This window comes from Paenibacillus sp. 1SOY10 (assembly GCF_056836745.1).
The window spans coordinates 34,982-59,769 of record NZ_JBXENK010000016.1 but is presented as its reverse complement, the minus strand read 5'-3'; the positions used below and the strand labels follow the sequence as shown (position 1 = coordinate 59,769).

Here is a 24,788-nt window from a genome sequence, read left to right as displayed (position 1 = left end):
ATGTCAAAAAAACGGCCCTGTCTAATAGTGTGTGTTCAAAAAGTCGAATTTCTAGGACCAAAGCTTATGCTTCCGATGTGCGTTTTTTCAAAACGCTTGAGTTGGATGAAGCTAGGAACTGAGGAGTGGAGCTCCACGTTTTCGGAGAAAACGACTTCGGAAGCATACGGGTACGTGAGCACCTCAAATGTTTCTGCAAGAAACATACTACGGAAGCCTACGCTAGGCCCGGGTGAATTCAAGATTCGATGTCGAACCCACTTCTCGAATAACTTCGTTCTGGGAAGACAACTTTTTGAACAACCTCTAATATAAAGGCCGCTTTCCCTTGAGGTGCCGGAGGATCAAATCCAGGGGCTGTGGAGGGATGGCATCCAGCAGGTCACCGCGCTCCTTCAGGCGCTGCCCGATGTTTAAGAGGTTAAAATCAGCAGGGCGTGGCCCTTGACGAACTTCCTCCCAAGTTAGTGGAGTAGAGACGCTGGCAGCAACGCGAGCCCTTGGCGTGTAAGGTGCAGCGAGCGTTTTTCCACTATAATGCTGCAAGTAGTCCACGTAGATTTTGTCGCCGCGGTCCTTTTTCAAGCGTTCAATCGTAAAGAGGCCAGGATGCTTCTCAGTCACGAATCTTGCGACAAAGAGACCGATGGTGCGCAAGTCGTCGAAGGTGATGCCGTAATGAATGGGGACGATGATTTGCAGGCCTGTCGCGCCTGAGGTCTTCGGGACAGAGTCTATGCCTAGGGAGGAAAGGGCTTCACCCACGATGGCGGCAGCCTCCATAATACGCGGCTCCTCCTCCACTGAAGGGTCCAGGTCTATCATCCACTCACAAGGCAGCGATTCTCCCACATAATGCAGAGAAGGGTGAAATTCAATGCAGGCGAGATTCCCAAGCCATAATAAGGTGGCAAGCCGGTCGAGCACGATATAGTTGATGTCTTCATGGATGACGGTGCGGACGAAGGAGGGTAAGGGCTGGGGAGCATTTTTCTGATAAAAGTGCTTGCCATGAACCCCTCCCGGATAGCGGATTGTGGTCAGCAGCCGATTACGGCAGGCCTTGAGCAAATAAGGGGACAACTCCGCCAGCTTCTCCAGGTACAGGCTCTTGGTAATCCCCAGCTCCGGCCACAGCAGCTTGTCGGGATTAGATACTCTGATCTCTTCCCCTTCCACATAAATACTTCCCTGCCGGGCTGTTGCCATGTAGAATCCCTCCCATACTTATTTGAGTATAGGCTTACCTTTGGCGCGCAAAACTATGAGGATTTATGCTGGAATGATTAGAGAGTGACATGGGCAAACTTGGTAGGATGCTGGGCCAAGGAGTGGTGACAGAGGAAGGAGGGGATATAGATAAATTTGGAACCGATCGTTCCCTTTGAGCCAATTCGTAGTGGGGTGATTCCTCAAGGTAAAGAATGGATTGCCCAGGTTAAATGGGATGGGGTGCGGATGCTCGTCTATTACACGGACGGAGAAGCACGACTCATTAACCGTCAGGGACGTGATCGTACCCTTCAGTATCCCGAGTTCACCAACGTGCCTGGGTACTGCAAGGCAGAATCGGTCATTCTGGACGGAGAGATGATCGCCCTGGCCGATGGCAAGCCTTCCTTCCACGAAATTATGCGGCGGGACAGCCTTAGGCAAGAGCGAGAGATTCGTTTTGCCACCGGGCGTATTGCCGCCATTTACATGGTGTTCGATGTCCTTTATTACAATGGCATATGGATGAACGATAAGACGCTGGCTGAGCGTCAACACTTGCTAGGACAAATCATCATTCCATCCGAACGGGTGCAAGGGGTTCCCAGTCTGCCCGAGGGTGAGTCGCTGCTGGCTGTGATGAAAGACAGAGGGTGGGAAGGCATCGTATGCAAAAGGCTGGATAGCACGTATGCGATAGGCGGCAAAGATGCCCGTTGGCAGAAGATTAAGCTGACTCATGACCTATATGCCGCTGTAGGCGGGGTGACTTACCGTGACGGAATGGTCAATGCCGTACTGCTAGGTTTATATGACGAGGACGGCAAGTTCCTCTATATTGGACATGCAGGGAGCGGTAAATGGAAGGTACAGGATTGGCGGGATTTAACCGAGCATATTCAGCCGTTGATCATTCCCACACGTCCTTTCCACAATATCCCGGAACGGATAAAAGGGGCCGTCTGGATTCAGCCGGCCCTGGCACTGAAGGTACAATTTCTGGAGTGGACCCCTGGTGGAACGATGCGACAGCCGATCATTCAGGGCTGGGTTAACGTTCCCCTGGAGGCATGCCATGTTGGACAAAGCTGATAGGTAGCTCCTATTTGGCTCCCGGCTTGGGGGTTGTACGCCGTTTGGGCTTAGGCTTCACGACGACCGAGGGAGTCGCAACGGAAGTCTCGACCACCGTCTCCGGTTCGGCCTTGCTCTTCTTGGCTGCGGGCTTGCGTGTCCGCTTGGCTGGAGCGGGCGCCAAAGCTGCTCCGGGATCGGTGGCCACCGGCTTGACCGCCTCTATGCTGGCCTGAAGCGCAGCCATCAAATCGATGACATTCGTCTCCGGCTTGGCTGGAGCCAGACTGATCTCCTCCCCAGCCACCTTCTGTCCAATCAGCCGGAGCAGGCTTTCCCGGTAATCATCCGTATATTTCCCGGGTTCAAATGGGGTGGATAGCTGTTCAATCAACAAGCGAGCCATCGTGAGCTCCTTGTCATTGACCTGAATCTGCTCAGGCAGATTGGGAACCTGGGAGATGGGGCGAATTTCATCGGGATAGAAAATGGTTTCAATAGCCAGGCAACCCTCCATGACACGAATAGCCGCCAGACTGCTCTTGGAGCGGATGGCAATCTTGGCGATCCCGATCTTGCCTGATTGCCGCATGGCTTCGAGCAAGAGCTGGTAAGCATTGGCTCCAGCCTGATCCGGGGATAAATAGTAGGTCTTCTGGAAGTAGATCGGATCGATCTCCTGCAAATCAACGAAATCCATAATATGAATCGTTTTCTCCGTTTGCGCGGACAATTGATCCAGCTCTTCCTTTTCAAACAATACATATTTTCCCTTCTCGTATTCGTACCCCCTTGATATCTCCTCCCAGTTCACGTCAACTTCACAGGCGGGACAACGTCTGACGTAAGAGAGCGGACTGCCGCAAACTTTATGGATATATTTCATGGAAATATCTTTGTCTTCGGTAGCCGAGAACATTTTGACGGGCACGTGAACCAGCCCGAAGCTGATGGCGCCTTTCCAGACCGTATGCATGGTCGTTTGCTCCTTTCTTTGCCTTGGTGTGGCGAATCCGGTTCGCCGGGCGGGCAGATGTGTACTTAGATGTAGTATGGGTGAAAAATGATTTTCTATGTCTGATCAGGGCGGTTGCGGGTGGGGAAACGTACCGATATAATGAGTACATACGTTTTTGGTATCGGATGTGGGACAAGTCAATCAGAGTGCGTGTTCAAAAAGTCGGGTTAGCAGGACCAAAGCTTATGCTTTCGATGTGCGTTTTTTCAAAATTTTGAACAACCTCTCAAAGGTGGTTACGAGCAGTGAATTCAGAGATGGACAATGCCTTGACTGATTGGGTCTATGAGGCGGAGAATCTTACGGCTACCGAGCGGCTGGCCGCTTGTTTGGCGGCCTGGTCACAGCCCGGGACCGTTCTGGCCCTGGATGGAGATCTCGGGGCGGGCAAAACAGCCTTCTCCCAATTGTTCGCACGGCATTTGGGCGTCCTTGAGACGGTGAACAGTCCGACCTTCACGTTGATCAAGGAATATGAAGGCAGGCTTCCCTTTTATCATATGGACGTCTATCGGCTGTCGCTGGACGAAGCCGACGATTTGGGATTGGACGAGTATTTCTACGGGGCTGGTGTGACCGTGGTGGAGTGGGCCAGCATCATCAAGGAGTTGCTTCCACCGGAGGTGCTCCATATTTATGTGGAGACCGTATCGGAGACGGGGCGGCGCATGCATATTAAGGGACAGGGTGAGCCTTATGTATCCTGGTTATCTGCCCTGAAGAAGAATGGAGTACAAGGTTATGAATCAATCTGACGAAGACCAGCAGCCTCAGCGGTTGTTGGCGTTTGACACGTCTACATCCTCTCTGGCTGTTGCGGTGACCCTCGGCGGGCGCGTGCTCGCCGAGCGTAATATTTATGCCGAGCGCAACCATTCGGCATTTTTGGTGACGGCGATTAGCGAGTGCTTGGCCGAGGCCGGCTTGGCCAAGGGGGAACTGAGCGGCATCGCCGTGGGGGTAGGGCCAGGCTCTTACACAGGTACACGGATTGCGGTGACCACGGCCAAGACCTTGGCCTGGTCGCTGAAGTTGCCCGTGTACGGCGTCTCCAGCCTGGCCGCTCTCGCGCTGGGCGGCTGGGCCACCGCCAGCGGGCAGGATGCCTTGGCGCTAGGCCTGCTGGCCGCGCGCCAAGGCGTGGAGCCGGCCGGCGCAGCATGGCCGGCAGAAGCGCCTGCGGCGGCGCTTGGCGGCAGCGCTGCGGGATCGGACGAAGTCCTATCCCGGGCGCAAGCCGCCTCGCCCGCAGGCGAGGCTGGCCGCCGCTATGCCGGCGGCCACTGGATCGTGCCGCTGGTGGACGCGCGGCGCGGCCAGGCGTATACGACGCTGCTGGGCGTACCAGCGCCGGGCGGGATGCCGGAGCGTCTTGCGCCCGACGCGATCCGGCTGATGGACGATTGGGCCGGAGAGCTGGCCCGGCGGCTGCATGAGCTGCCGCCGCAGGAACGTCCGGCCCACGTCTGGTGTGTGGGCGAGACCTCGAAGCATGAAGCGGCGCTGGGGGCCTTGGCTTCGGGCTTCGGCGAGCTGGTCAAGGTCGTTCCTTACGAAATGGAAGGCGTATGGCTGGGCCTTACCGCAGTGGAACGTTCCGGGTATCCTCCGGAAGATGTACATGCGCTGGAGCCGAATTATACGCAATTGACCGAAGCCGAAGTTAAGCGGCAACAGAAGGCGTAGGAAAGGGGGCGGCCTAGCTGGAACAGGAAGAACTTACATTTCGCAATATGACACTGGGGGACCTCCCCGATATTATGGTCATTGAACATGAATCATTTACGCTGCCGTGGAGCGAGGATGCGTTCCGCAACGAGCTTACACATAACCATTTTGCCAGGTATCTGATGCTGGATTACCATGGCGAGCCCATCGGCTATGCCGGTATGTGGACGATCCTTGACGAGGCTCACGTGACGAACATCGCGGTTCGTACGGCCTATCGGGGCAATCATTTCGGTGAACGGTTGCTTCGCAAGATGATGGATTGGGCGGCAGAGCTGGGTATGATTCGGATGACGCTAGAGGTACGTGTGTCCAATCAGGCGGCTCGCTCATTATATGATAAGATGGGATTTACTCCGGCAGGGGTGAGAAAAGGCTATTATTCGGATAATCATGAAGATGCTTTGATTATGTGGTGCGATCTGCCGGTATCGCAGATAGAAGCCGGGGAAGGAAGCGAAAGTCATTGGTAAGCAAGCAACAGGACTGTTACATACTGGCGGTAGAGACAAGCTGCGATGAGACTTCGGCGGCTGTGATCAGAAATGGTACAGAGGTCTTATCCAACCTGATCGCCAGTCAAATTGAGACGCATCGGGCCTTTGGCGGCGTTGTACCTGAGGTCGCTTCCCGCAAGCATGTGGAGAGCATTACGCGGATGCTGGAGGAGGCTGTGCAGGAATCCGGCATAGCCATGGAAGACTTGTCGGCGATTGCAGTTACAGAGGGACCGGGATTAGTGGGCGCCTTACTGGTTGGCGTGATGGCGGCGAAGAGCCTCGCTTTTGCTCTGGACAAGCCGCTGATTGGCGTTCATCATATTGCTGGACATATTTATGCGAACCGCTTGGTGGAGGAAATTCTCTATCCGTCCATGGCCCTTGTCGTATCGGGAGGACATACGGAACTGGTACTGATGGAACGGGCCGGTAGCTTCAAGCTGCTGGGACGGACCAGAGACGATGCAGTAGGCGAGGCCTATGACAAAGTGGCTCGCGCACTGGGCTTCCCTTATCCCGGAGGTCCTTACGTCGATAAGCTCGCGGGGGAAGCGACGGAGGTGGTAGAGTTGCCGCGCGCCTGGCTGGAGCCTGATTCTTATGATTTCAGCCTTAGCGGACTGAAATCTGCGGTTCTGAATGCAGTGAATCAACACCGGATGCGCGGGGAAGAGGGCTTCGAGCCAGCTATTGCCCGTGGATTTCAGGAATCGGTTATAGAAGTGCTGGTTGAGAAGGCGATTCGGGCTATGCGGGCCACCGGCTCTCGCCAGTTGCTGCTTTGCGGCGGCGTGGCGGCAAATCAGGGCTTGCGAACAGCATTAACGCAGCGATGCGAGCGTGAAGGCATAGCGCTACTGATTCCACCTCTGAAATACTGCACAGATAATGCAGCGATGATCGGAGCTGCCGCCTATTTGAAATGGTGTAGCTCGGAGTTCTCCAGTCTGGAGATCAAGGGTGAACCTTCGTTTTCGCTAGAGGCCTGGTCTGTTCAATCCTGATTCTTATTTTGCATTCATAAAATAAGCTCCCGAAGCATGGTTCAGTCTGAACCGCTTCGGGAGCTTATTATTTATCTGGTTCTACCATGTTTTGTAGACGGCTTCGTCGGATGAGGCATTATTTTTGCTGGAGGCTGCGGCTTGAGCTTGGCCTTGGGGCTGGGCTTCCTTAGTGGCAGCCGCTTCGTTATCTGCAGTGCCCCCCATTTTGCTGGTTCCCTCGAAGATGCTGCCCTCCTCAATGGACAGGGAGGTGGCTACCATATTGCCGTACAGCTTGCCTTTGGATGTAATCGATAATTTGTTCTTGGTATGCACATTGCCGTGCACGGTACCGGCAATGATCACGTTGCGAGCGTGGATGTTGGAATGTACAATACCCTTCTCGCCAACGGTAACGTCGCCTTCACAATCGATATCGCCAGTAATTTGCCCCTCAATACGCACACCTGCATCCGAACGGATATTTCCTTCAAATACGCTACCTTCTCCAATTAATGTATCCGTGGTGTTCGGGTCAAGCTTGACTGCCTTATTCTGATTCCTGAATTTCACTATTCATCTTCCTTTCCGGGTTCTCTCAAATAATCTGCGGGGTCTACCGTGCTTCCGTTCTTCACTACTTCAATATGTAGGTGTGGTCCGGTACTGCGGCCTGTGGAGCCGAGTTTGCCTATGGTATCTCCTTGCTTGACGGTATCTCCCATCTTGATCAAAATTTCACTTAAATGCATATAGTTCGTCTTCAGCCCCGATGGATGAGAGAGCGTGATATAGTTGCCTCGTGCGCTTGTATAGCCGGATTCCGTAACTTTGCCATCGGCCGCAGCGTACACCGGATCGCCGACCTTGCCTCCAATATCCATGCCAGCGTGCATATTGGCTCGTCCGGTGAAGGGGTCCCGTCGCTTCCCGTAATCTGAGGTTACTCGCACCGAATCAGTTGGCCACAGGGTAGGGAGGATGGTCATCATCCGTTTATATTCTTCAATAGAGAGCTTGGTTTGCTTCAGTCTGCTCTGCAAGTCAGGCATTTCCTCTAATGAAGTGGAAATGCTTTGCTTGGTCTCCTGAACCAAATTAGTTACATCTTCCTCTGTTAAAGGAATGGCTTCACCACCTACGCCTTCGGATTGTAGTGAGGTGGTATCTACTTCCTTCAGCGCAGCGGCGGTGGTACCTTGAGAGGACTTGGAGCCTCCATCTGTGATTGATTTTAGCTCAGCCTCCAATTGCTCTAACTCGCTCATCTTGGTTTCAATCGTTTTGGATTTCTCGGAGAGGTCCATTAGTTCCTTCAGCAATCGATCAATTTCCTGCTCCTTGTTCACGACCGTAGTTTTGAATTGATCAGACGAGTCGGTGAGTTCGGCTTCCAGATGGCCAATACGGCTGGTCTGGTTACGATTAGCAATAAACAGAACCGTGAGCGAACTGACCAATACTGCGGCGCTGATCATAATCGCCAGCAAATAGGAGAAGCGAAATTGAAAGCGAAATACAGGATTCGTGCCCTCTGGTACGATTAATAACGTATACCGCCGATTTATATTCTTTTTAAATCTAAGCCTCATGTCTTCCTCCTGATATCTTAAGTTGAGCTAGTGCATTTTAGTGCGAGTTCAAAAAGTCGAGTTTTTGAACAACCTCTTTTAGTAGGACTAAGGTCATTCATTGCAACTTGCCAATACAACTATTTCGGCAAAATACTCAAAATTCCTCTTGAAATAAAAAAAATTGTTCGTTTTTTCACTTTTAAAGCAGGAATTTGTCGAAGGGAAGCGAAATGAAAAGGAAGTTGGAGAGTGTTTTCTTTCCTATCGTAAGGAGGTTATTATGATCAGAATTGCCGGTATTGACGTTGGTAATGACAGCGTTAAGGTAGTCGTCGACGGTTCACAACGACCGATCATTATTCCGAGTATCGTTTCTCCCGGATATGATAGACATGTGCTGCAAGAAGAGGATTCCCCACTGAAGGCATTGGATGTGAGGGTCTATAGTCCCAAGCTCAAGAAGAACAATCAACGGTATTTCGTAGGTATGCTCGCGATGGAGGATCAGGACAATTCCGAACTTGAAGAGACCGACAACAAGGCCACCAGCGATCAATCGCTTGTCGTGGCGCTGACGGCGTTAGCTTATGCGGCTCTTTCCGGACAAACCTATCAGCCGGCGGGAACCGGGGTGGAAGAGGTAGAATACATTATCGGTACGGGACTACCGGTACGCACCTATGTAGCTTTTCACCAATCGTTTGAAGAACGTTTGACCGGAGAACATGAGGTGACGTTCCTGTCTACGCCGGAGCTGCGGGGACGGACGGTACGTATTGCGATTCGCCGTACTATCGTGTCGGTGGAAGGAGCGGCTGCGTTGTTCCATCTGGCTACGAACGACACGCTGCAGGTTCGAAATGAAGAATTACATAACGGCTGCATCGGCATTTGTGAGATCGGTGCATTAACCACAGACTTTCCGGTGGTAAAACGAATGAATATCGACAATCAGTTCAGCACAGGCGAGCAATTTGGACTTGCCACTTATTTGGACTCGATTATCCGTGATGTGGAGGATCAGTTCGGTTACCGCTTCCCGAGTCGGACCAAACTCATCGGCAGAATTCGCAACCGTGAGTTCGTGATTCAGCGGGTAGGTGAGGGGCAAGCAGATATTCGTCCGATCGTAGACTTGTATTTCGGCCGAGCTGCACAGAAGCTGGTTGATTTAATTCGTAAGCGGTGGAAGAAGTATCCCGACATTGAGTGCTTCTATGTGCTTGGGGGCGGGGCTTCTGCTCTGAAGACCTATCTGATCGAGGCTTCCGGACAAATGCGGTTGCGCTTTGAAGAGAACAGCGAGGTTCTGAACGTGTACGGCTATCTTAAGCTGGCCAAGAATAAAGCCGGTCAATCATCCAACCCGGCATAGATGAATGAACTGAATTTATCCGGCAGTGGGTTCACTGCCGGGTTTTTTGTACCATTACAGCGAGAAGCCTGGTTCACTCGGGTGAGGAACCCGAGATGACTTCTCCATCCCAGTTCAGCATGCCACCAAGATAGTTGTGAACACTTGGAAAGCCGAGAGCCTGGAGATAACGTGCGACCTCAAAGCTGCGGGCACCACTACGACATACAAACACGTACTCTTGATTCATATCGAACTCTTCAATCCGGTCCGGAATTTCGCCCATTGGAATCAACGGAACGCCGGAGATATGGGCGACCTGATACTCGTGGGGCTCACGAACGTCAATGATCACCGTAGCATTTGCCGGGTTTTGCAGCAAATTATGCAATTCGTTAGTATCAATATGGGAGATGCCTTCGATCAGTTGGGGCATAATAATTCCTCATTTCTTTAAATATCTCATTTTAGAGGTTCTTCAAAAAGGTATCTTTTGATCACGAAGCGGCTCAGGGAGCAGATTCGACATCGAATCTTGAATTCACCCGGACCTTCCGATGCTCACGTACCCACTACGTACGCTCCGCTTCTCAGTTCCTAGCTTCATCCAACCTTCTTGGTGCTGAAAAGCTGGCTTTTTGAATATCTCATTTTTAATCTATTTTAGCTGACATCAAATCCTTCTTTCAACTTAATATAAATAGTAAGCGGGATTTTTTTTGGAAACAACGGTGAAAAAAATCACAATGAGTGGAGCGTGAGATCTATGACAAAGGGTACTTTAAAGATGCCGTTTGCGGGTAAACTGTTAGTTGCTTTACAAGCTTTATTGGGTGTGGGAGCTGTATTTGGAGGGGGAACTCTGATGGTGGACCCCACGGGAGCGAGCATCGGGATGCCATCGGATATAATGAAAATCCCGTTGTTTTCCAGTTATTTTGTTCCAGGAATGATTCTCTTATTGGTTTTTGGTGTTGTTCCTTTGCTCGTAACCTTTGGCCTGATCAAGAAATGGGAATGGGCCTGGGGGAATAAGCTGAATGTTTTCAAGGAGCTTCACTGGTCGTGGGCATTTTCTTTATACATTGGTTTTGGTCTCATTATATGGATTTCGGTACAAATTTATATCTTGAGCAGCTCATCTCCGGTACATTTGCTTTATACCGCTTGGGCCCTGGCCATTCAAGTGCTGACCATACTCCCTTCGGTTAGCCGCTACTACGTGAAGCCATAGTGGCGTAGTCCGATTTGTCAAGTTGTGGACAAAATTATCCACAACTTGTTGACTATCTTTATGAAAGCAGTGTGAAAGCTTGCGTACCAACCTATTGAGCAGCAGCTGAAAAAATGAAGCTTTTTTTGCTGAAAACTGTGGATAATGTGTATAACTTGGTGGATAAGGTTGCATTTTGACGAAAAACGACGTTTTTCCTAAGAAAAGCCGGCCTGAGAGGCCGGCTTTTGCTTGCTAGTTGCCTGAAGAATGTGGATAAGCTTGTGTATAATACGCTGAATTGTTTTGGCAATGTAAAAAATATATTTTGTGAATATTTATCTTTCGGCGAGCGTTTCCCATTCTTCATAAGCTGCCGACAATTCTGTCTTATGGCGATCAATGACGGTTTGGCGCTCTTGTATGGCCGCATAATCCTGATATACCTCTGGCAGCGTCAGTTCATGCTCCAAGGCTGTAATGGTATCCTCCAGTTCGGCAATCAAGGTCTCCAGTTGCTCCAAACGGCGTTGTCGGTTCCGCTCCTCACGCTTGGCTTGCTTGTCGGCTTCATAGGAGGCGGCTCCCGTCTTATCATTAGTGGTAGCAGTGGACTCGGCATGGCTTGCTCGGCTCGCTCCTCCGGCTGACTTCATCGCCGCCTGTTCGGCAGCTAATTCGGCAAGCTCCTGCTTTTTCGCTAAATAATCGTCATAATTACCCAGGAAATGTTCTGCACCGTCAGGATGCAACTCCACAATTCGTTCCGACATCTTATTCAGGAAATAACGGTCATGGGAAATGAACAGCAGTGTTCCATCGTATTCCATCAAGGCGGATTCCAGCATTTCCTTGCTGAACAGATCCAAATGGTTGGTCGGCTCGTCAAGAATCAGGACATTGGCTTTTTGGAGCATGAGCTTAGCCAGAGCGACACGGGCTTTCTCCCCACCACTTAAGGCGGTTACCTTCTTCAGAACGTCGTCTCCGCTAAAGAGGAAATTGCCCAGAACGCTGCGAATTCTCGCTTCTTCCATGTGAGGAAATGCACCCCATACCTCCTCCAATACCGTGTTGGCCAGATTCAGATGAGTTTGCTCCTGATCATAATAGCCGATCTTTACTTTGGCACCCCAATGGATGGTTCCACGGGTTGGCTGCAAGTCGCCGGTCAGCATCTTAAGCAACGTTGATTTGCCAATCCCGTTAGGACCGATCAAGGCTACAGTCTCGCCACGCCGGAGCTCGAAGCCAACGTTCTGGAACAAAGGATTTGGTTTGTCGGTGAAGCTGTAGGCAAGCTCGCTTACCTGTAAGACTTCCTTGCCACTCATTACTTCGGCTTCAAAGGTGAAGTTGGCGCGTTTCAGATCGCCAGCAGGACGGTCCATGACATCCATTTTCTCCAGAGCTTTGCGGCGGCTTTGCGCACGTTTCGTTGTTGAGGCCCGTACGATATTTTTCTGAATAAAAGCTTCCATTCGGGCAATTTCATCCTGTTGCTTTTCGAATTGCTTCATCTGACTTTCGTATTCTGCTGCTTTGAGATCCACGAAGCGGCTGTAGTTGCCAGTATAACGACGGGACTGATGCCGTTCAATCTCCACGATAGCCGTCACGAGACGGTCGAGAAAATAACGGTCATGGGATACGACCAGAAGTGCGCCGGAATAATTACGTAAATAATCCTCTAGCCAGGTCAAAGTTTCGATGTCCAAATGGTTCGTTGGTTCATCGAGCATGAGCAAATCGGGAGCTTGTAGCAAAATCCGGGCCAGAGCCAGCCGGGTTTTTTGGCCACCACTTAGAGTAGATACAATGGTGTCAGGCGGGAACTCGCCAAATCCCATACCATGTAGCACCATTCGGATGCGGGTCTCAACCTCATAGCCACCATGATCCTTGAACCAGTCGGATTTCATGGCATAGCGATCAAGGAGATCCTGATGGGCTTTCTCGTCCTGAGCCAGTACCGGGTCAGCGATCTGTTCCTCCATTCGGCGCAGTTCGCGTTCAGTCTCGATCAGCGGAGCAAATACATGAAGCATTTCCTCCCAGATGGTGCGATCCGATTGCAGGCCACTATTTTGTGCGAGATATCCAATGGTCGTTTCCTTTGATTTGAAAATCTGCCCGCTATCATATGAAATCTCTCCCGCCAGAATTTGCAGAAAAGTAGATTTGCCCGCGCCATTTACGCCGACTAATCCGATGCGGTCCCGCTCCAGCACTTGCATATCAATCCCCTGTAGCACAGGGGTGATGCCATATAATTTGGTAATATTCGAAGCTTGAAGCAACATAACGGATTCGATCCTCCAAAATAATTTGCAGTATTTGTATTCAGTGTACATGAAACGAACGTGAAATGCACCGTGCATTCCTTGATTGACAGCGCTTTGCAAAGCAATCATGTTAGTTTTCATTTTTACATAACAATGATACACTAGGAGAAGATCAGCCGGATACAGAAGGATGGAAGGGATAGAAGACGGATGGAACTTGCCGATGCCAAAAAAGAGCTGCGTCAGCGGATGCTGAAGCTTCGCGCCCAGATTCCTGATGATGTCCGAAGAGAGCAGTCGGCCGAGGCTGCCCATCATGCTGAGCAGGCGTTGCTGGAGCCATTACGACAGCGTCGCGGCGGATCTCTGAAGGTAAGCTGCTATGTCTCATTTGGGGACGAGCCCCATACAAGACCGCTGATTGAGAGTTGTTTGAGCCGGGGAGATCAGGTGCTTGTGCCCAAGATCGGTGCGGAGCGCAGCCTTTCATTGCATGAGCTGTCCGGAGTGGCAGATCTTGTTCCCGGACCGTGGGGAATTATGGAGCCTGCAGAGCATACAGTCATTTGGCCGGAATCTCGTTACAACGAGATCGATGTCATGATTATTCCTGGTCTTGCCTTTGATCTGAACGGGGGACGCATTGGATTCGGTGCAGGGTATTACGATCGTCTCATTGATCGGATGATGTCCGGGCACGAGGGGAACACGCATGTTATTTTGGCTGCTCTGGCGCTCAAGGATTTGATTATACCGGAGGAGATTCCTATGGAGGCGCATGATTTCAGGCTGGCAGTGTTATTTGCGCCTGATGGCCCTATATATATGAACTGAGATTTACGGCGTGAGCCATTATTTGTTACATAGATGACTTAGGTTTTTAAGTTAGGCCAGTAACATCCTGGTATTACCGTTTGACTGCAATTGGAGTTCCTAATTGGATGAGGAGGGTGACTTCATGGTTTGGAAAACAGCAATCCTGACAGCTAGCGATAAAGGGGCCAGGGGAGAACGCGAGGATACAAGTGCCCAGGTAATTCGCGAGCTGGTCGAGGAAGAGTTGGGCGGGGAGATTGTGGAATATCGCATTGTTCCTGACGAGCCTGATGAGATTATTGCCGCACTAATTGAAATGACGGATTATTTCCATGCGGATTTGGTGCTAACCACCGGGGGGACAGAACTGGCGATTCGAGATGTTACGCCGGAGGCCACCCGCCGGGTAATTGAGCGTGAGGTACCGGGAATGGCGGAAGCGATGCGCTACAGTGCCATGCAGAAGAATCCGGCAGCCATGCTGTTCCGTGGAATTGTAGGTATACGCGGGCGTACGCTGATCGTCAATTTGCCAGGAACACCTAAGGGTGTGCACGAGAATTTGGCTGCGATCATGGGGCAACTTCCGGAAGCGCTACTGATGGTAACCGGACAATTCCGTTTGTGATTGAACAATTTGGTTTTATTCTGTAACTGTGACATTTGTTATGGTATGATGTGGGCGATGATAGAAATGAAAATGGAATCGCCCATAGAAATACAAGCATAACGAAAGGGGAATAAACCATGGGTGCAGGCGGATTTTTGCTTATCGTTATCGCAGCGTTGTTATTGTTTGGCCCTAATAAGCTGCCGGAACTTGGGCGAGCTGTAGGCCGGACCTTCCGCGAGTTCAAGGAAGCGACTCGGGATATCATTGAGGATGAACCGGAGGCAAAGCCGACAACCGTGGTGCCTCGATCGGAGAGCCCAAAGACTGAGGAACGTCTGCCAGAGTAGTGTGGTGGATATTTAATATGCCAGATATGAATCCCTTCCAGATGGAGGGATTTTGTTTAGGTGTGTACATTCCAAGGGAAGAGGGGACCCAAGCATGACCGGGAAAAGAGAGACGGAAAACCTGGTAGGCCATTTGTCGGAGTTGCGTCGCAGGCTGGTGCTGGTGTGTGCTGTATTCCTTACGGTGCTGGTATGTGCATTTTTTGTCGTCGATCCGATCTATCACTATTTAACCAAGAATATGATTTCCGGTGTAACGATAAATTTGAATGCCTTTTCATTTTGGGATGGCGTTAGCGTCTATATGAAGATTGCCATGCTGGTGGCTGTGGGAGTGACCTTGCCGGTTACGCTGCACCAGATCTGGGCATTCGTCAGCCCGGGGCTCAAGCCGCAGGAGCGCAAAGCGACGGTGAAATACATTCCGTTCGTGTTCATATGTTTCGTGGCAGGACTAGCCTTTGGCTATTTTGTGGTCTTTCCGTTAGCGATGACGTTTACGGGCTCACTTAATAAGGAATTGGGACTGGTCGAAACCTACGGGATGGCGGACTATTTCAAGTTCTTGTCCAATATCGTCTTGCCGATTTCCGTGCTGTTCGAGTTGCCTCTCGTTATTCTGTTCCTGACCCAACTGCGTATTCTGACACCACTTCGGCTGCGCAAGATGCGCCGTGTCGCTTATTTTGTCCTGGTTATTATTTCGGTTATGATTACGCCTGCGGATTTGTTCTCGGCCTTTCTGGTGCTGATCCCGCTAATTCTTCTCTATGAGCTCAGCGTGTTATTATCGCGGCGGGTGTATGCCAAACAGCAAGCTGCGGATGCGCAAAGGGCGGAGGAATAGGGGGCTGTCAGGCCAGCAAAAAAAAATGTACGAAGGAACTTGAAATCTAACCGCAAGTTGAGTAATATAAAAGTGGTTGTTAGCACTTGATGAGATCGAGTGCTAACGCATAACAACATATTTCCTATAACACAACATATTTAAAGGAGGCTGTTTTTTTCATGATCAAACCATTAGGTGAACGCGTCTTGGTACAACCGATCGAACAAGAGGAAACGACGGCATTTGGAATCGTACTTCCGGATACGGCTAAGGAAAAGCCGCAGGAAGGTAAAGTTATCGCTGTAGGCAGCGGAGCTTTAAAAGACGGAGTTCGTGTTCCGCTTGAAGTGAAAGAAGGCGACCGCGTGCTGTTCTCTAAATATGCCGGTACTGAAGTGAAATACGAAGGCACAGAATATTTGATTATGAAAGAAAGCGACATCCACGCTATCGTCGGCTAAGATCAGGGCAGCCGAAAAAATACTTAATGATGAACCTAATTTATGGGAGGTAATTGAACAATGGCAAAAGAGATTCGTTTCAGTGAAGATGCGCGTCAAGCAATGCTTCGCGGGGTTGACGCTTTGGCTAATGCAGTAAAAGTAACGCTCGGTCCTAAAGGCCGCAACGTTGTGCTTGAGAAGAAATACGGAAGCCCGCTCATCACGAATGACGGTGTTACCATCGCTAAAGAAATCGAGTTGGAGAATGCCTTCGAGAACATGGGTGCCCAACTCGTTAAGGAAGTTGCTACCAAGACTAACGATGTAGCTGGTGATGGTACAACAACGGCAACTGTTCTGGCTCAAGCGTTGATTCGCGAAGGACTTAAGAACGTAACTGCAGGTGCTAGTCCAATCGGTTTGCGTAAAGGGATCGACAAGGCGGTTCGCGCGGCTGTAGTTGAACTGAAGAACATCTCCAAAACGATTGAAGGTCAGCAATCTATTGCTCAAGTAGCTGCGATCTCCGCTGCTGACGAAGAAGTAGGCGAATTGATCGCTGAAGCTATGGAGAAAGTGGGCAAGGACGGCGTTATCACGGTTGAAGAATCCCGTGGGTTCGCAACTGAATTGGAAGTTGTGGAAGGGATGCAATTTGACCGCGGTTATATCTCCCCTTACATGATTACTGACACAGATAAAATGGAAGCTGTACTTGAAAATCCATATATCCTGATCACTGACAAGAAGATCAGCAGCACGCAAGAAATCTTGCCATTGCTGGAGAAGATCGTTCAACAATCCAGACCGCTTCTGATCATCGCTGAGGACATCGAAGGTGAAGCTCAAGCCATGCTGATCGTGAACAAACTGCGTGGTACATTCAACGCCGTAGCTGTGAAGGCTCCAGGCTTTGGTGATCGTCGCGAAGCTATGCTGCAAGATATCGCAGCCTTGACTGGTGGTCAAGTGATTACAGAGAAGCTTGGTCTTGACCTGAAGAGCACTTCCGTTGAACAACTGGGTAATGCTCGCCAAGTCATCGTAACCAAAGAGAACACTACAATTGTAGACGGCAGTGGCGACAAAGGCGATATCAATGCTCGCGTAAGCCAAATTCGTACACAACTGGAAGAAACAACTTCCGAGTTCGATAAAGAAAAACTGCAAGAGCGTCTTGCTAAACTTGCTGGTGGCGTAGCTGTCATCAAGGTTGGCGCAGCGACTGAAACTGAGCTGAAAGAACGCAAACTGCGTATTGAAGATGCTCTGAACGCAACACGTGCCGCTGTTGAAGAAGGTATCGTATCCGGTGGTGGCGTAGCCCTGGTGAACGTATACGGCGCTGTAGCTGCTGTTGAAGCGACTGGCGACGAGAAGACAGGCGTTAACATTGTGCTTCGTGCCTTGGAAGAACCAGTTCGTACGATTGCAGCTAACGCAGGCGAAGAAGGTTCCGTTATCGTGGACCGCCTGAAGAAAGAAAAAGTTGGTATTGGTTACAACGCAGCAACTGGCGAATGGGTTGATATGATTGAAGCAGGTATCGTTGACCCTGCGAAAGTAACTCGTTCCGCACTGCAATATGCGGCATCCGTAGCAGGCTTGTTCCTGACCACGGAAGCTGTCGTAGCCGACAAGCCAGAACCAGAAAAGCCAGCAGCTCCTGATATGGGCGGCATGGGTGGAATGGGCGGCATGATGTAATTAAGGGGTTCAAAGCCCTGTAATACCGCATAATGAAAGGCTCCCGGGAGGGAGCCTTTCCTCATAGAATCACGATAAAATCACGTTTCTTGCATTGCACAAACCAGCAGTCTTACAAAGTGTCTTACGTGTATTGGATTATTATGCTATGATAACAATAGAAAAAGGAGCTGGTCGCCACCAACTCCCTGTACAACACTTGGGTGGGAAACCCCCAGAACAAGCTGAAAATAACCCGTTCCCGTGGCGCTAACCTGGGCGGGTTATTTTCGTTTACTCAGATAATCTTACCCTCATATCAATAACAACTAGATACTTATATCCAGATTCTTGCCCAGATTCGGGTTTACGCTTTGTTCCATGAGCCTCATGAGATTTTGACCTTGCAATTCGGCTTGATTCTTGGCCATATTCATTACACGAATGCTAACGGCCTGGGCTAAAGCACCCTGGCTCATGGCGGTTGATGCTGCAGCTATATCCATGATCTCACCTCCTACCCGTTGTATCGGTATATCCTTACTATTTGATAAATGAGTTTTGATTTAATCTGATTTTCAGGTTGGCGTAAGGTTTCTTTAAGGAAGAGGTGCTATTCTTTAGATACTCCCTCTTCTTAATTTATAGATATGAAGAAGCCGCCCGAGCAGGGGCGGCTTCTTCTCTTATGCGTATGATTATTATTTCAGATTTTCGATGGAGTTAATGTCCATGTATGCGGGAACGACTAAGCCCGTTTTTACACCGGTCATGTTAGGGCCAAGATCTTCAACTTGCTCACTGTATTTATCCCAATAATCGGCATGAGTCAGTGGCAACCAAGCTGCTGCAATCGCATCAACGTCTCCGCTGGCAACACCGGTCCACATCGGGCCAGCCTCTACCTGCAGCGATTCCACATCATACCCCAGCTTGCTCTCCAGCACATATTCGAGAAGATGTGTACTGGCAATCTCTGAATCCCAGGCTACATAGCTCAGCTTGAGCTTGTCGCCGCTCACAGCGGACAGGCCTTCAGTCCAAGTATCTACACGATCACTATGCTCATCAGCCCAGGCTTTGGCTGCTTCAGCCGGGTCCTGACCTTCTTGGATAGCAGTCATGATCGCGCCCATCTCGTCAGAGGTCCATTCGAAGCGGTCAAGGAACTCATAGGCTGTCGGATGATCTTCCTTAAGCCCCAGACGCGCCAGCGTACGGATTTCCTCTGCTTCGCCAAACACTTTTTGTGGGTCCTCCAGATATTTCAAATCATATTTAGCGAACATCCAGTGCGGCGTCCAGCCTGTAATGATGATAGGCTTTTCTGCTTTAATGGCTTTATCCAGCATGGCTGTCATGGCTGCACCAGAGCCTTCAATCAGCGTCCAGTCTTCCAGCCCATAAGTATCAATTGCTTGGCTGGTAGCCTTCATAATCCCTGCTCCGGGGTCGATGCCGATGATTTCATAGTTCACTTGCTTGCCTACGGCACTAGCTTCTGTTTCATTTCCAGTACCTCCGGAAGAGGTGTTTCCGCTGTTGCTCGCTTGTCCGCAAGCGGATAAGGCCAGAACACCTGCCAAGCCTGCCAGTACCATTAGTTTCCTCATTTTCTTCATCTTAATCTCCCCTTTGTTTGGATTTAAATAAGTTTTGGGTGAAGCGGTCCAGCACAATCGCCAGCACGACGACGGCCAATCCGGCCTCGAAGCCTTGACCGATCTTTAACTGGGTCACGGAGCGGTAGACGGTAGCCCCAATGCCCTGAGCACCGATCATCGAAGCGATGACCACCATGGACAAGGACAGCATAATCGTCTGGTTGACCCCGGCCATCAGGGTCGGCATTGCGAGCGGCAATTCTACCTTGAACAACTTCTGCCAGGCTGTAGAGCCGAAGGCATTAGCTGCTTCCGTCAATTCACCGGATACTTGCTTGATTCCGAGATAGGTCAAGCGGATCGTTGGCGGGATGGCAAAGATGACTGAAGCAATGACACCCGGTACGACGCCAAGGCTAAAGAAGGTGACTGCGGGTAATAGATATACGAACGCCGGCATCGTCTGCATAAAGTCCAAGAGTGGCGAGACAATACGATGGGTGAGCTTGCTGTAGGCGCTCCAAATTCCGATGGGAATCCCCAGTAGGATGGAAATCAGCCCTGAGGTGATGACCAGTCCCAGCGTATTCATCGTTTCCTGCCAGTAACCCAGGTTATCAATCAGCAGGAATCCAATCACCGTAAACAGCGTAAGCTGCCACTTGCCCAGTAAATAAGCGATAACCGCCAGAATGGCGATAAATAGCAGGGGGTGCGGCAGCAGAAAGGCACTGGAGAAGAAATGAACAATCGCTTCAATGCCATCAGCCAATCCGTCAAAAAATCCACCCAGGTACTTTTCCATTCCATCTACGAGCGATTCGACCCAATCAGCGATCGGCAGTTTCGGTATTGATCTCACCAGTAGTCACCTCCTTGGGTTCATGGGATGAGGCTTCTCCGGCAAGTGCGCCCAATACCGCACCACGCACGATGACGCCAAGCAAACGTTCCTCTTCGTCCACTACGGCAAGGGGGACCTTGGAAGAGCTGGTCACCTCGAACAGGTCACTAAGTACCGTGTCCGGAGATACCCGTGGTCCATCCTGAATCAAAATATCATTCAGGCCAGCGCCTGTCTTGGCCGCCATGGAAGCATCTTCTGCGGTGATGACACCAAGCAGCCGCTTGACGCGATCGATAACAAACAGATTGGAGACGCCTCGTTCACGCATCAATTCCAACGCGACACGGGGACCCCGATCGAGTGTGACCGTCTCTGGTCGAAGCATTACCCGGGCGGCAGTAAGAACTTTGGACAGATCCACGTCCTCAATGAACCGTTCAACATAACGGTTGGCCGGGTTCATGAGCATTTCTTCCGGCGTACCAATTTGTACGAGGGCTCCGTCTTTCATTAAAGCAATCCGGTCGCCAATCCGCAAAGCCTCGTCAAGGTCATGGGTAATAAAGACAATGGTCTTCTGCATTTTCTCTTGAAGTGCCAGCAATTCATCCTGCATATCGCGCCGAATCAGCGGATCGAGCGCACTGAAGGCCTCATCCATCAGGAGAATTTCGGGGTCATTGGCAAGAGCTCTCGCCAAGCCCACACGCTGCTGCATACCACCGCTGAGTTGACCGGGAAGCTGTTGCTCCCAGCCCTTCAAGCCAACAAGCTCCAGCGAACGCATGGCCTTCTCCTGACGCTCTTTTCTCTCTACCTTCTGGATTTCCAGTCCGTATTCAACATTTTGCAGTACGGTACGGTGAGGAAATAGGGCGAATTTCTGGAATACCATACTAATAGATTTACGGCGGATTTGCCGCAAGCTCGCTTTGTTCATCTTCCGCAGGTCTTGGCCATGCAGCAAGATTTCACCGGAAGTCGGCTCAATCAAGCGATTTAGCATTCGGACAAGCGTGGATTTGCCGCTACCGGACAGGCCCATAATCACGAAGATTTCGCCTTCTCGGATATCCAGGCTGACTTGGCCGACGCCAACGGTAATCCCTTTTTCCTTAAGCAGCCGTTCCTTGGTATAGCCTTGCTTCAATAAAGTAATGCCTTGCTCGGCGTGAGGGCCAAACAACTTGCTGACTTCACGAACACTTAATATTTCCTTCTTCATCGATTCACTCCTTAAACTTTGGCGATTTTAACGAATCCCCTTCGATACCTGTCGCTGGTGCCTGAAAAAGAGCACAGCAAATCAATATCGCATTTAACCCATGCAATAAGCTTAACAGAGCAAGCATTTTTTAATCAATGGTCAAATCCGTACGTAAGGAACGTACAGAAAAAACAGAACGCAAAGAATTAACCGATAACTCCCGATTGCTCCAAAATGCTACCTAAGCTACTTCTTTACTTTTAGGATTGCATTTCTTAATATATAATAAGCATTGGACTGCCTATAAAATGTATGCCTGGCATACAGGGCGGTTCTTAGCGTTACAGCCAGAGATGGTTTGCAAAACGATAGGAGGTTGCAAGCATGAGCTTGGACCAGCTTACATCAGAGCAGCAGGCATTATTAATGAAGGTACGTAAACGAGTGATTGAAACCATTGGCAAGAATATGGACTTATACGGCGTAGCTTTATCAACCGGGCATTTGTATGGGTTGCTCTTCTTTGCCGACAAGCCCATGACGCTTGATGAGATGGGCATGGAAATGAAAATGAGCAAAACCAGTATGAGTACGGGCGTACGTACCCTGTTGGATCTTAAAATGGTAAACAAAGTGTGGGAGAAGGGCTCCCGCAAGGACTTATATGAAGTCGAATACGACTGGTATCAGACCTTTACTGATTACTTCGCGATTAAATGGAGAAAAGCGGTGGAGAGTAATATTCTGATTCTTCGACGTTCGGCGGAGGAAATGAAGAAAGCGCTGGCGGACGAGCCGGAAGGCCCACTTCGTCACGTGATGGAAGAAGATATTGCGAAGATGAAGGAAGCTGTAAGATATTACGAGTGGATGGACCGGCTGATTGATGCCATGGAAAGTGGAGAAATCTACAAGCTTGTGCCTAAGGAAACGGATTAATACTGAATTGTGCAAAATAAAACGCTTGTTCCGGCTGTGCCATTGGCGCGTCCAGGAGCAAGCGTTTTGTTTGTTGTCGTTCATTAGTATACACCGATATCGTCCAGCATAATTTTACCGCTACTTCCGTTAAGGTGGAAAGTTAGCTTGCGGATACCGCTGGAGACATCGAATTTTGGCACGACGGAGGCAAAAGCCTTGAATGACAAGCGGTAGGTCTGGAACACCGCTTCCGTCGGATGCTTGTATTTGCCTGAGGAGAGATGCTGCTCCAGCCAGGAGTGAACCGTAAATTGGGTGACTGGTAACGGCAAGCTATCCTTGAAGGTGCTTAACGGCAGGCGGGCAGCAGTCCCGTTGCCGTCCACTAATTCGACGTCGAGCTTAAGTGAGCCGGATGCAAGAGCTGCATCTGGAGGGGGATTCTTCGTCTCCAGTTCAAAGCTGCGATCAGTTAGCGAGAAGGCAAGCCATTGTGGCAGCTTGGTGGTCGGAGCACTTTGTGGCCAACTCAGCGTGTAAGCCGATGATGATGTGCCTGTGCTTGCCTGACGCTCCAGCACAACTCCACGACTCGGCTTGCTGTTCTTCTTCCGGTTCTTGGCATCCTCTTCTCTCCAGTTCAAGCCGCTGGCTTCAGCTTTACCGCCACCAGGGAGTGTTGTTCGTTCCCGGTCCTCTTCATAGCGAGCCCAGGCGGTAAAATTCCCACTTTCAAACCGACTATAGTATTCCGTATCCGGCAGCCAGGAACTTCCTGAGCGATAATCTTCAAACAAGGGCAGATACGAAGAACTGGAAGCTGCACCGGATAAACGGCTTGGCGAGACAAGTGTTTCCTCCATAAAGGCAGTAATGTAGACTTCGGCTATGCGCCGCTGCTCTGCGGGAGAGAGCAGACCGTCCTTGCGGAGCAGGATTCCCTTGGGATAGCTGACGTCCCGGCTGCCCCAACTGGTGTTGAACTGGCTGTGATTGGCATCCGCAACATACAGGGAGGCTTTGAACTGCTTAGCTCCGGTAGAATAGCTGGTCCGCATGTACTGCCGGTCCCCGTCAAAATCAGTAACATCCCCGTCACTAGCCCCTTGCAGGGTCAAGTAATTGATATCCCGCAGCTTCGTATATTTGTCATCTACCTTCTTATCGGTTGGGGCAATAGCCGCCAGCGATACAATATCGTATGAGGCCAGATCGGAGACTAGCTCGTTGTCACTGGCGAACCAGTTATGATAATCCGCAGCCATGGCTATAGCCTGCCCGCCCCGCGAATGTCCCACCAGACCGATGCGAGAAAAATCAATGGCTTGGTAGAACGGAGTGCCAGATTCTTCGGCAAACTGCCCGATTTGGTGTAAATGCTTCAGCAGCAGCCAAGCCCGAGCTTTCATATCGTTGTCTGGAATTCCCGTCCATACGGAATAATTCAAGAAGTTCTCATCCACAGACACAGCTACAAATCCCCGACTCGCCAGTAGTTCTCCCAAATAAGCGTAACCGTCGTCGGAATAGTCCTCCATAAGATGATTGCCATGCACGATGAGTACCAAAGGATAGGCGTCTGGGCTTGAAGCTGTATCCTCCCCGGTAGGCTTGGGCATCCATACTCTTCCGTTCAGTGGCAAGCTGTGTTGATCAAAACCCCAATAGGTACTACGCAGTTTGGGCCATTTCTGAATGAGGGAAGAAGCATCCACCGTGGAAGAGAGAAGGGTTGCCTCCGTGCCAAACTCGGGGCGGCGCAAATCTTCGCCACTGCCGTAAGTGAAGGCAGCTACTTCATAGACTCCGGGATCTGAAGGGTCTAAGGTCAGGCTGCTCAGGTCGGGAATATACATATCCTTGTGCTCCAAATCGTTAACCTTATTCTCTGGAGAATCGGCTTGTTCCATCGGCGTGGTTAAATCTCCGGGCCGTGCGGCGGTTGTAAGGGTGAGAATGACGATGAGCACCACAAGCACCGCCTTATAGCGCAGGCGAATTCGTCCGCTAGTCAGTGTTCCTGCTGCCACACCGGCCACAAGTCCCGCGCCGGCAACGATGGCGGCGATGACCGCTGCGGCTATCCAAGACAAGCCAGTGTGCTCGTACATAATGAAGACAATGAGCCCGTCAAAGACAACCATGCCGGTGAACAAACGAGGGATGGGTACGCCAATCAGAGCCAGCAGAAGGGCCACAAAATGAGCGGTGAGGAACATGCCCAGAGTTCCCGCGAGCATAAAGATTAGCATGTCGGCTGCCGTGCCAAATCCGGTTGGCATCCCCCAGGCCAGAAGGATAAACGCGAACATGCCGGCCCCCCAAGGGCCGGCAACAGCGGATCGCCAGAAGGCGGTATCATATTGGTAAGCTTGCCGGATGCGTGTGGTCATCCGATTGCGTAAGGTAGGTTTGTTCAGCAGTAGTTCGGTTATTGCCTGAAGTTCCATGATTTCCCCCAAGTTTTCACCAAATGTATAGTCTCTCCTGTTCATATTGTAACATGGGCTGGCAAGGGGGAGAACAGGAGA

25 protein-coding genes are annotated in these 24,788 nt (G+C 50.6%); 14 read left to right on the top strand and 11 right to left on the bottom strand.

The features are described from left to right. Positions 1–306 precede the first annotated feature (306 nt). Complete coding sequence (ligD, locus tag AC1VOR_RS22375) at positions 307–1,209, bottom strand: non-homologous end-joining DNA ligase (protein ID WP_482621156.1); 903 nt, start codon at positions 1,207–1,209, stop codon at positions 307–309. A 150-nt stretch (positions 1,210–1,359) separates the two neighbouring features. Between ligD and AC1VOR_RS22370 the strand changes: the two genes are divergently transcribed. Further along, entirely contained in the window at positions 1,360–2,304 is a 945-nt protein-coding gene (locus AC1VOR_RS22370; RefSeq protein ID WP_482621168.1) for an ATP-dependent DNA ligase, read from the top strand. A 10-nt stretch (positions 2,305–2,314) separates the two neighbouring features. Here AC1VOR_RS22370 and ku read toward each other — a convergent pair whose 3' ends face one another. Next, complete coding sequence (gene ku, locus AC1VOR_RS22365; RefSeq protein WP_482621155.1) at positions 2,315–3,262, bottom strand: non-homologous end joining protein Ku; 948 nt, start codon at positions 3,260–3,262, stop codon at positions 2,315–2,317. A 299-nt stretch (positions 3,263–3,561) separates the two neighbouring features. On the opposite strand from ku, the gene tsaE reads away from it, so the two are divergent. The 4 genes from tsaE to tsaD are packed head-to-tail and all read left to right on the top strand — an operon-like array spanning position 3,562 to position 6,536. Next, the gene (gene tsaE / locus AC1VOR_RS22360) at positions 3,562–4,059 is read left to right on the top strand and encodes a tRNA (adenosine(37)-N6)-threonylcarbamoyltransferase complex ATPase subunit type 1 TsaE (RefSeq protein WP_482621167.1); all 498 of its coding nucleotides are present in this window, start codon (positions 3,562–3,564) and stop codon (positions 4,057–4,059) included. Then, positions 4,046–4,990 carry a tRNA (adenosine(37)-N6)-threonylcarbamoyltransferase complex dimerization subunit type 1 TsaB gene (tsaB, locus tag AC1VOR_RS22355; protein ID WP_482621153.1) on the top strand — a complete coding sequence of 315 codons (945 nt, stop codon included), beginning with the start codon at positions 4,046–4,048 and terminating at the stop codon, positions 4,988–4,990. The genes tsaE and tsaB overlap by 14 nt, the downstream gene beginning before the upstream one ends. Before the next feature lie 17 nt (positions 4,991–5,007). Then, complete coding sequence (rimI, locus tag AC1VOR_RS22350; RefSeq protein WP_482621166.1) at positions 5,008–5,505, top strand: ribosomal protein S18-alanine N-acetyltransferase; 498 nt, start codon at positions 5,008–5,010, stop codon at positions 5,503–5,505. Continuing rightward, positions 5,499–6,536, top strand: a complete 1,038-nt coding sequence (gene tsaD, locus AC1VOR_RS22345) for a tRNA (adenosine(37)-N6)-threonylcarbamoyltransferase complex transferase subunit TsaD (protein ID WP_482621151.1) — start codon at positions 5,499–5,501, stop codon at positions 6,534–6,536. Before rimI ends, tsaD begins: the two co-directional genes overlap by 7 nt. 81 nt (positions 6,537–6,617) lie before the next feature. Here tsaD and AC1VOR_RS22340 read toward each other — a convergent pair whose 3' ends face one another. Continuing rightward, positions 6,618–7,091, bottom strand: a complete 474-nt coding sequence (locus tag AC1VOR_RS22340; RefSeq protein ID WP_482621149.1) for a bactofilin family protein — start codon at positions 7,089–7,091, stop codon at positions 6,618–6,620. Further along, entirely contained in the window at positions 7,091–8,110 is a 1,020-nt protein-coding gene (locus tag AC1VOR_RS22335) for a M23 family metallopeptidase (RefSeq protein WP_482621148.1), read from the bottom strand. Before AC1VOR_RS22335 ends, AC1VOR_RS22340 begins: the two co-directional genes overlap by 1 nt. Positions 8,111–8,372: 262 nt before the next feature. On the opposite strand from AC1VOR_RS22335, the gene AC1VOR_RS22330 reads away from it, so the two are divergent. Further along, positions 8,373–9,467, top strand: a complete 1,095-nt coding sequence (locus tag AC1VOR_RS22330) for a ParM/StbA family protein (protein WP_482621146.1) — start codon at positions 8,373–8,375, stop codon at positions 9,465–9,467. Positions 9,468–9,540: 73 nt separating this feature from the next. On the opposite strand, the gene AC1VOR_RS22325 is transcribed toward AC1VOR_RS22330, so the two are convergent. Then, on the bottom strand, positions 9,541–9,882 hold the full coding sequence (locus tag AC1VOR_RS22325; RefSeq protein ID WP_482621144.1) for a rhodanese-like domain-containing protein: 342 nt from the start codon (positions 9,880–9,882) through the stop codon (positions 9,541–9,543). Positions 9,883–10,212: 330 nt separating this feature from the next. On the opposite strand from AC1VOR_RS22325, the gene AC1VOR_RS22320 reads away from it, so the two are divergent. After that, positions 10,213–10,680 carry a hypothetical protein gene (locus AC1VOR_RS22320; protein WP_482621142.1) on the top strand — a complete coding sequence of 156 codons (468 nt, stop codon included), beginning with the start codon at positions 10,213–10,215 and terminating at the stop codon, positions 10,678–10,680. A gap of 317 nt (positions 10,681–10,997) precedes the next feature. On the opposite strand, the gene AC1VOR_RS22315 is transcribed toward AC1VOR_RS22320, so the two are convergent. Beyond that, positions 10,998–12,962 carry an ABC-F family ATP-binding cassette domain-containing protein gene (locus AC1VOR_RS22315; RefSeq protein WP_482621140.1) on the bottom strand — a complete coding sequence of 655 codons (1,965 nt, stop codon included), beginning with the start codon at positions 12,960–12,962 and terminating at the stop codon, positions 10,998–11,000. Positions 12,963–13,154: 192 nt separating this feature from the next. Here AC1VOR_RS22315 and AC1VOR_RS22310 point away from each other — a divergent pair, with 192 nt between their 5' ends. From AC1VOR_RS22310 to groL, 6 genes are all read left to right on the top strand, one after another. Further along, the gene (locus tag AC1VOR_RS22310) at positions 13,155–13,778 is read left to right on the top strand and encodes a 5-formyltetrahydrofolate cyclo-ligase (protein WP_482621139.1); all 624 of its coding nucleotides are present in this window, start codon (positions 13,155–13,157) and stop codon (positions 13,776–13,778) included. Between the two features lie 124 nt (positions 13,779–13,902). Beyond that, on the top strand, positions 13,903–14,388 hold the full coding sequence (locus tag AC1VOR_RS22305) for a MogA/MoaB family molybdenum cofactor biosynthesis protein (protein WP_018750987.1): 486 nt from the start codon (positions 13,903–13,905) through the stop codon (positions 14,386–14,388). A 119-nt stretch (positions 14,389–14,507) separates the two neighbouring features. After that, positions 14,508–14,720 carry a twin-arginine translocase TatA/TatE family subunit gene (locus AC1VOR_RS22300; protein WP_482621137.1) on the top strand — a complete coding sequence of 71 codons (213 nt, stop codon included), beginning with the start codon at positions 14,508–14,510 and terminating at the stop codon, positions 14,718–14,720. Positions 14,721–14,814: 94 nt separating this feature from the next. Then, positions 14,815–15,567, top strand: coding sequence for a twin-arginine translocase subunit TatC (tatC, locus tag AC1VOR_RS22295; protein ID WP_482621135.1), 753 nt, complete (start codon positions 14,815–14,817; stop codon positions 15,565–15,567). Positions 15,568–15,728: 161 nt separating this feature from the next. Further along, entirely contained in the window at positions 15,729–16,010 is a 282-nt protein-coding gene (groES, locus tag AC1VOR_RS22290; protein WP_018750984.1) for a co-chaperone GroES, read from the top strand. A 60-nt stretch (positions 16,011–16,070) separates the two neighbouring features. Then, positions 16,071–17,699, top strand: a complete 1,629-nt coding sequence (gene groL, locus AC1VOR_RS22285) for a chaperonin GroEL (protein ID WP_059051259.1) — start codon at positions 16,071–16,073, stop codon at positions 17,697–17,699. A gap of 308 nt (positions 17,700–18,007) precedes the next feature. Here the strand turns inward: groL and AC1VOR_RS22280 are convergent, their stop codons facing one another. From AC1VOR_RS22280 to AC1VOR_RS22265, 4 genes are all read right to left on the bottom strand, one after another. Continuing rightward, positions 18,008–18,184, bottom strand: a complete 177-nt coding sequence (locus tag AC1VOR_RS22280) for a YjfB family protein (RefSeq protein ID WP_482621132.1) — start codon at positions 18,182–18,184, stop codon at positions 18,008–18,010. Between the two features lie 195 nt (positions 18,185–18,379). Beyond that, on the bottom strand, positions 18,380–19,300 hold the full coding sequence (locus tag AC1VOR_RS22275) for a glycine betaine ABC transporter substrate-binding protein (protein ID WP_482621130.1): 921 nt from the start codon (positions 19,298–19,300) through the stop codon (positions 18,380–18,382). A gap of 1 nt (position 19,301) precedes the next feature. Next, positions 19,302–20,135 (bottom strand): ABC transporter permease, encoded by an 834-nt coding sequence (locus tag AC1VOR_RS22270; protein ID WP_059051818.1) that lies wholly within the window; start codon positions 20,133–20,135, stop codon positions 19,302–19,304. Next, positions 20,113–21,354 carry a quaternary amine ABC transporter ATP-binding protein gene (locus tag AC1VOR_RS22265; protein WP_482621128.1) on the bottom strand — a complete coding sequence of 414 codons (1,242 nt, stop codon included), beginning with the start codon at positions 21,352–21,354 and terminating at the stop codon, positions 20,113–20,115. The genes AC1VOR_RS22270 and AC1VOR_RS22265 overlap by 23 nt, the downstream gene beginning before the upstream one ends. A 366-nt stretch (positions 21,355–21,720) precedes the next feature. Between AC1VOR_RS22265 and AC1VOR_RS22260 the strand changes: the two genes are divergently transcribed. Then, complete coding sequence (locus tag AC1VOR_RS22260) at positions 21,721–22,275, top strand: GbsR/MarR family transcriptional regulator (protein ID WP_059051264.1); 555 nt, start codon at positions 21,721–21,723, stop codon at positions 22,273–22,275. 83 nt (positions 22,276–22,358) lie between these two features. Here the strand turns inward: AC1VOR_RS22260 and AC1VOR_RS22255 are convergent, their stop codons facing one another. Beyond that, on the bottom strand, positions 22,359–24,707 hold the full coding sequence (locus tag AC1VOR_RS22255) for an alpha/beta hydrolase (RefSeq protein ID WP_482621125.1): 2,349 nt from the start codon (positions 24,705–24,707) through the stop codon (positions 22,359–22,361). Between the last annotated feature and the right edge of the window lie 81 nt (positions 24,708–24,788).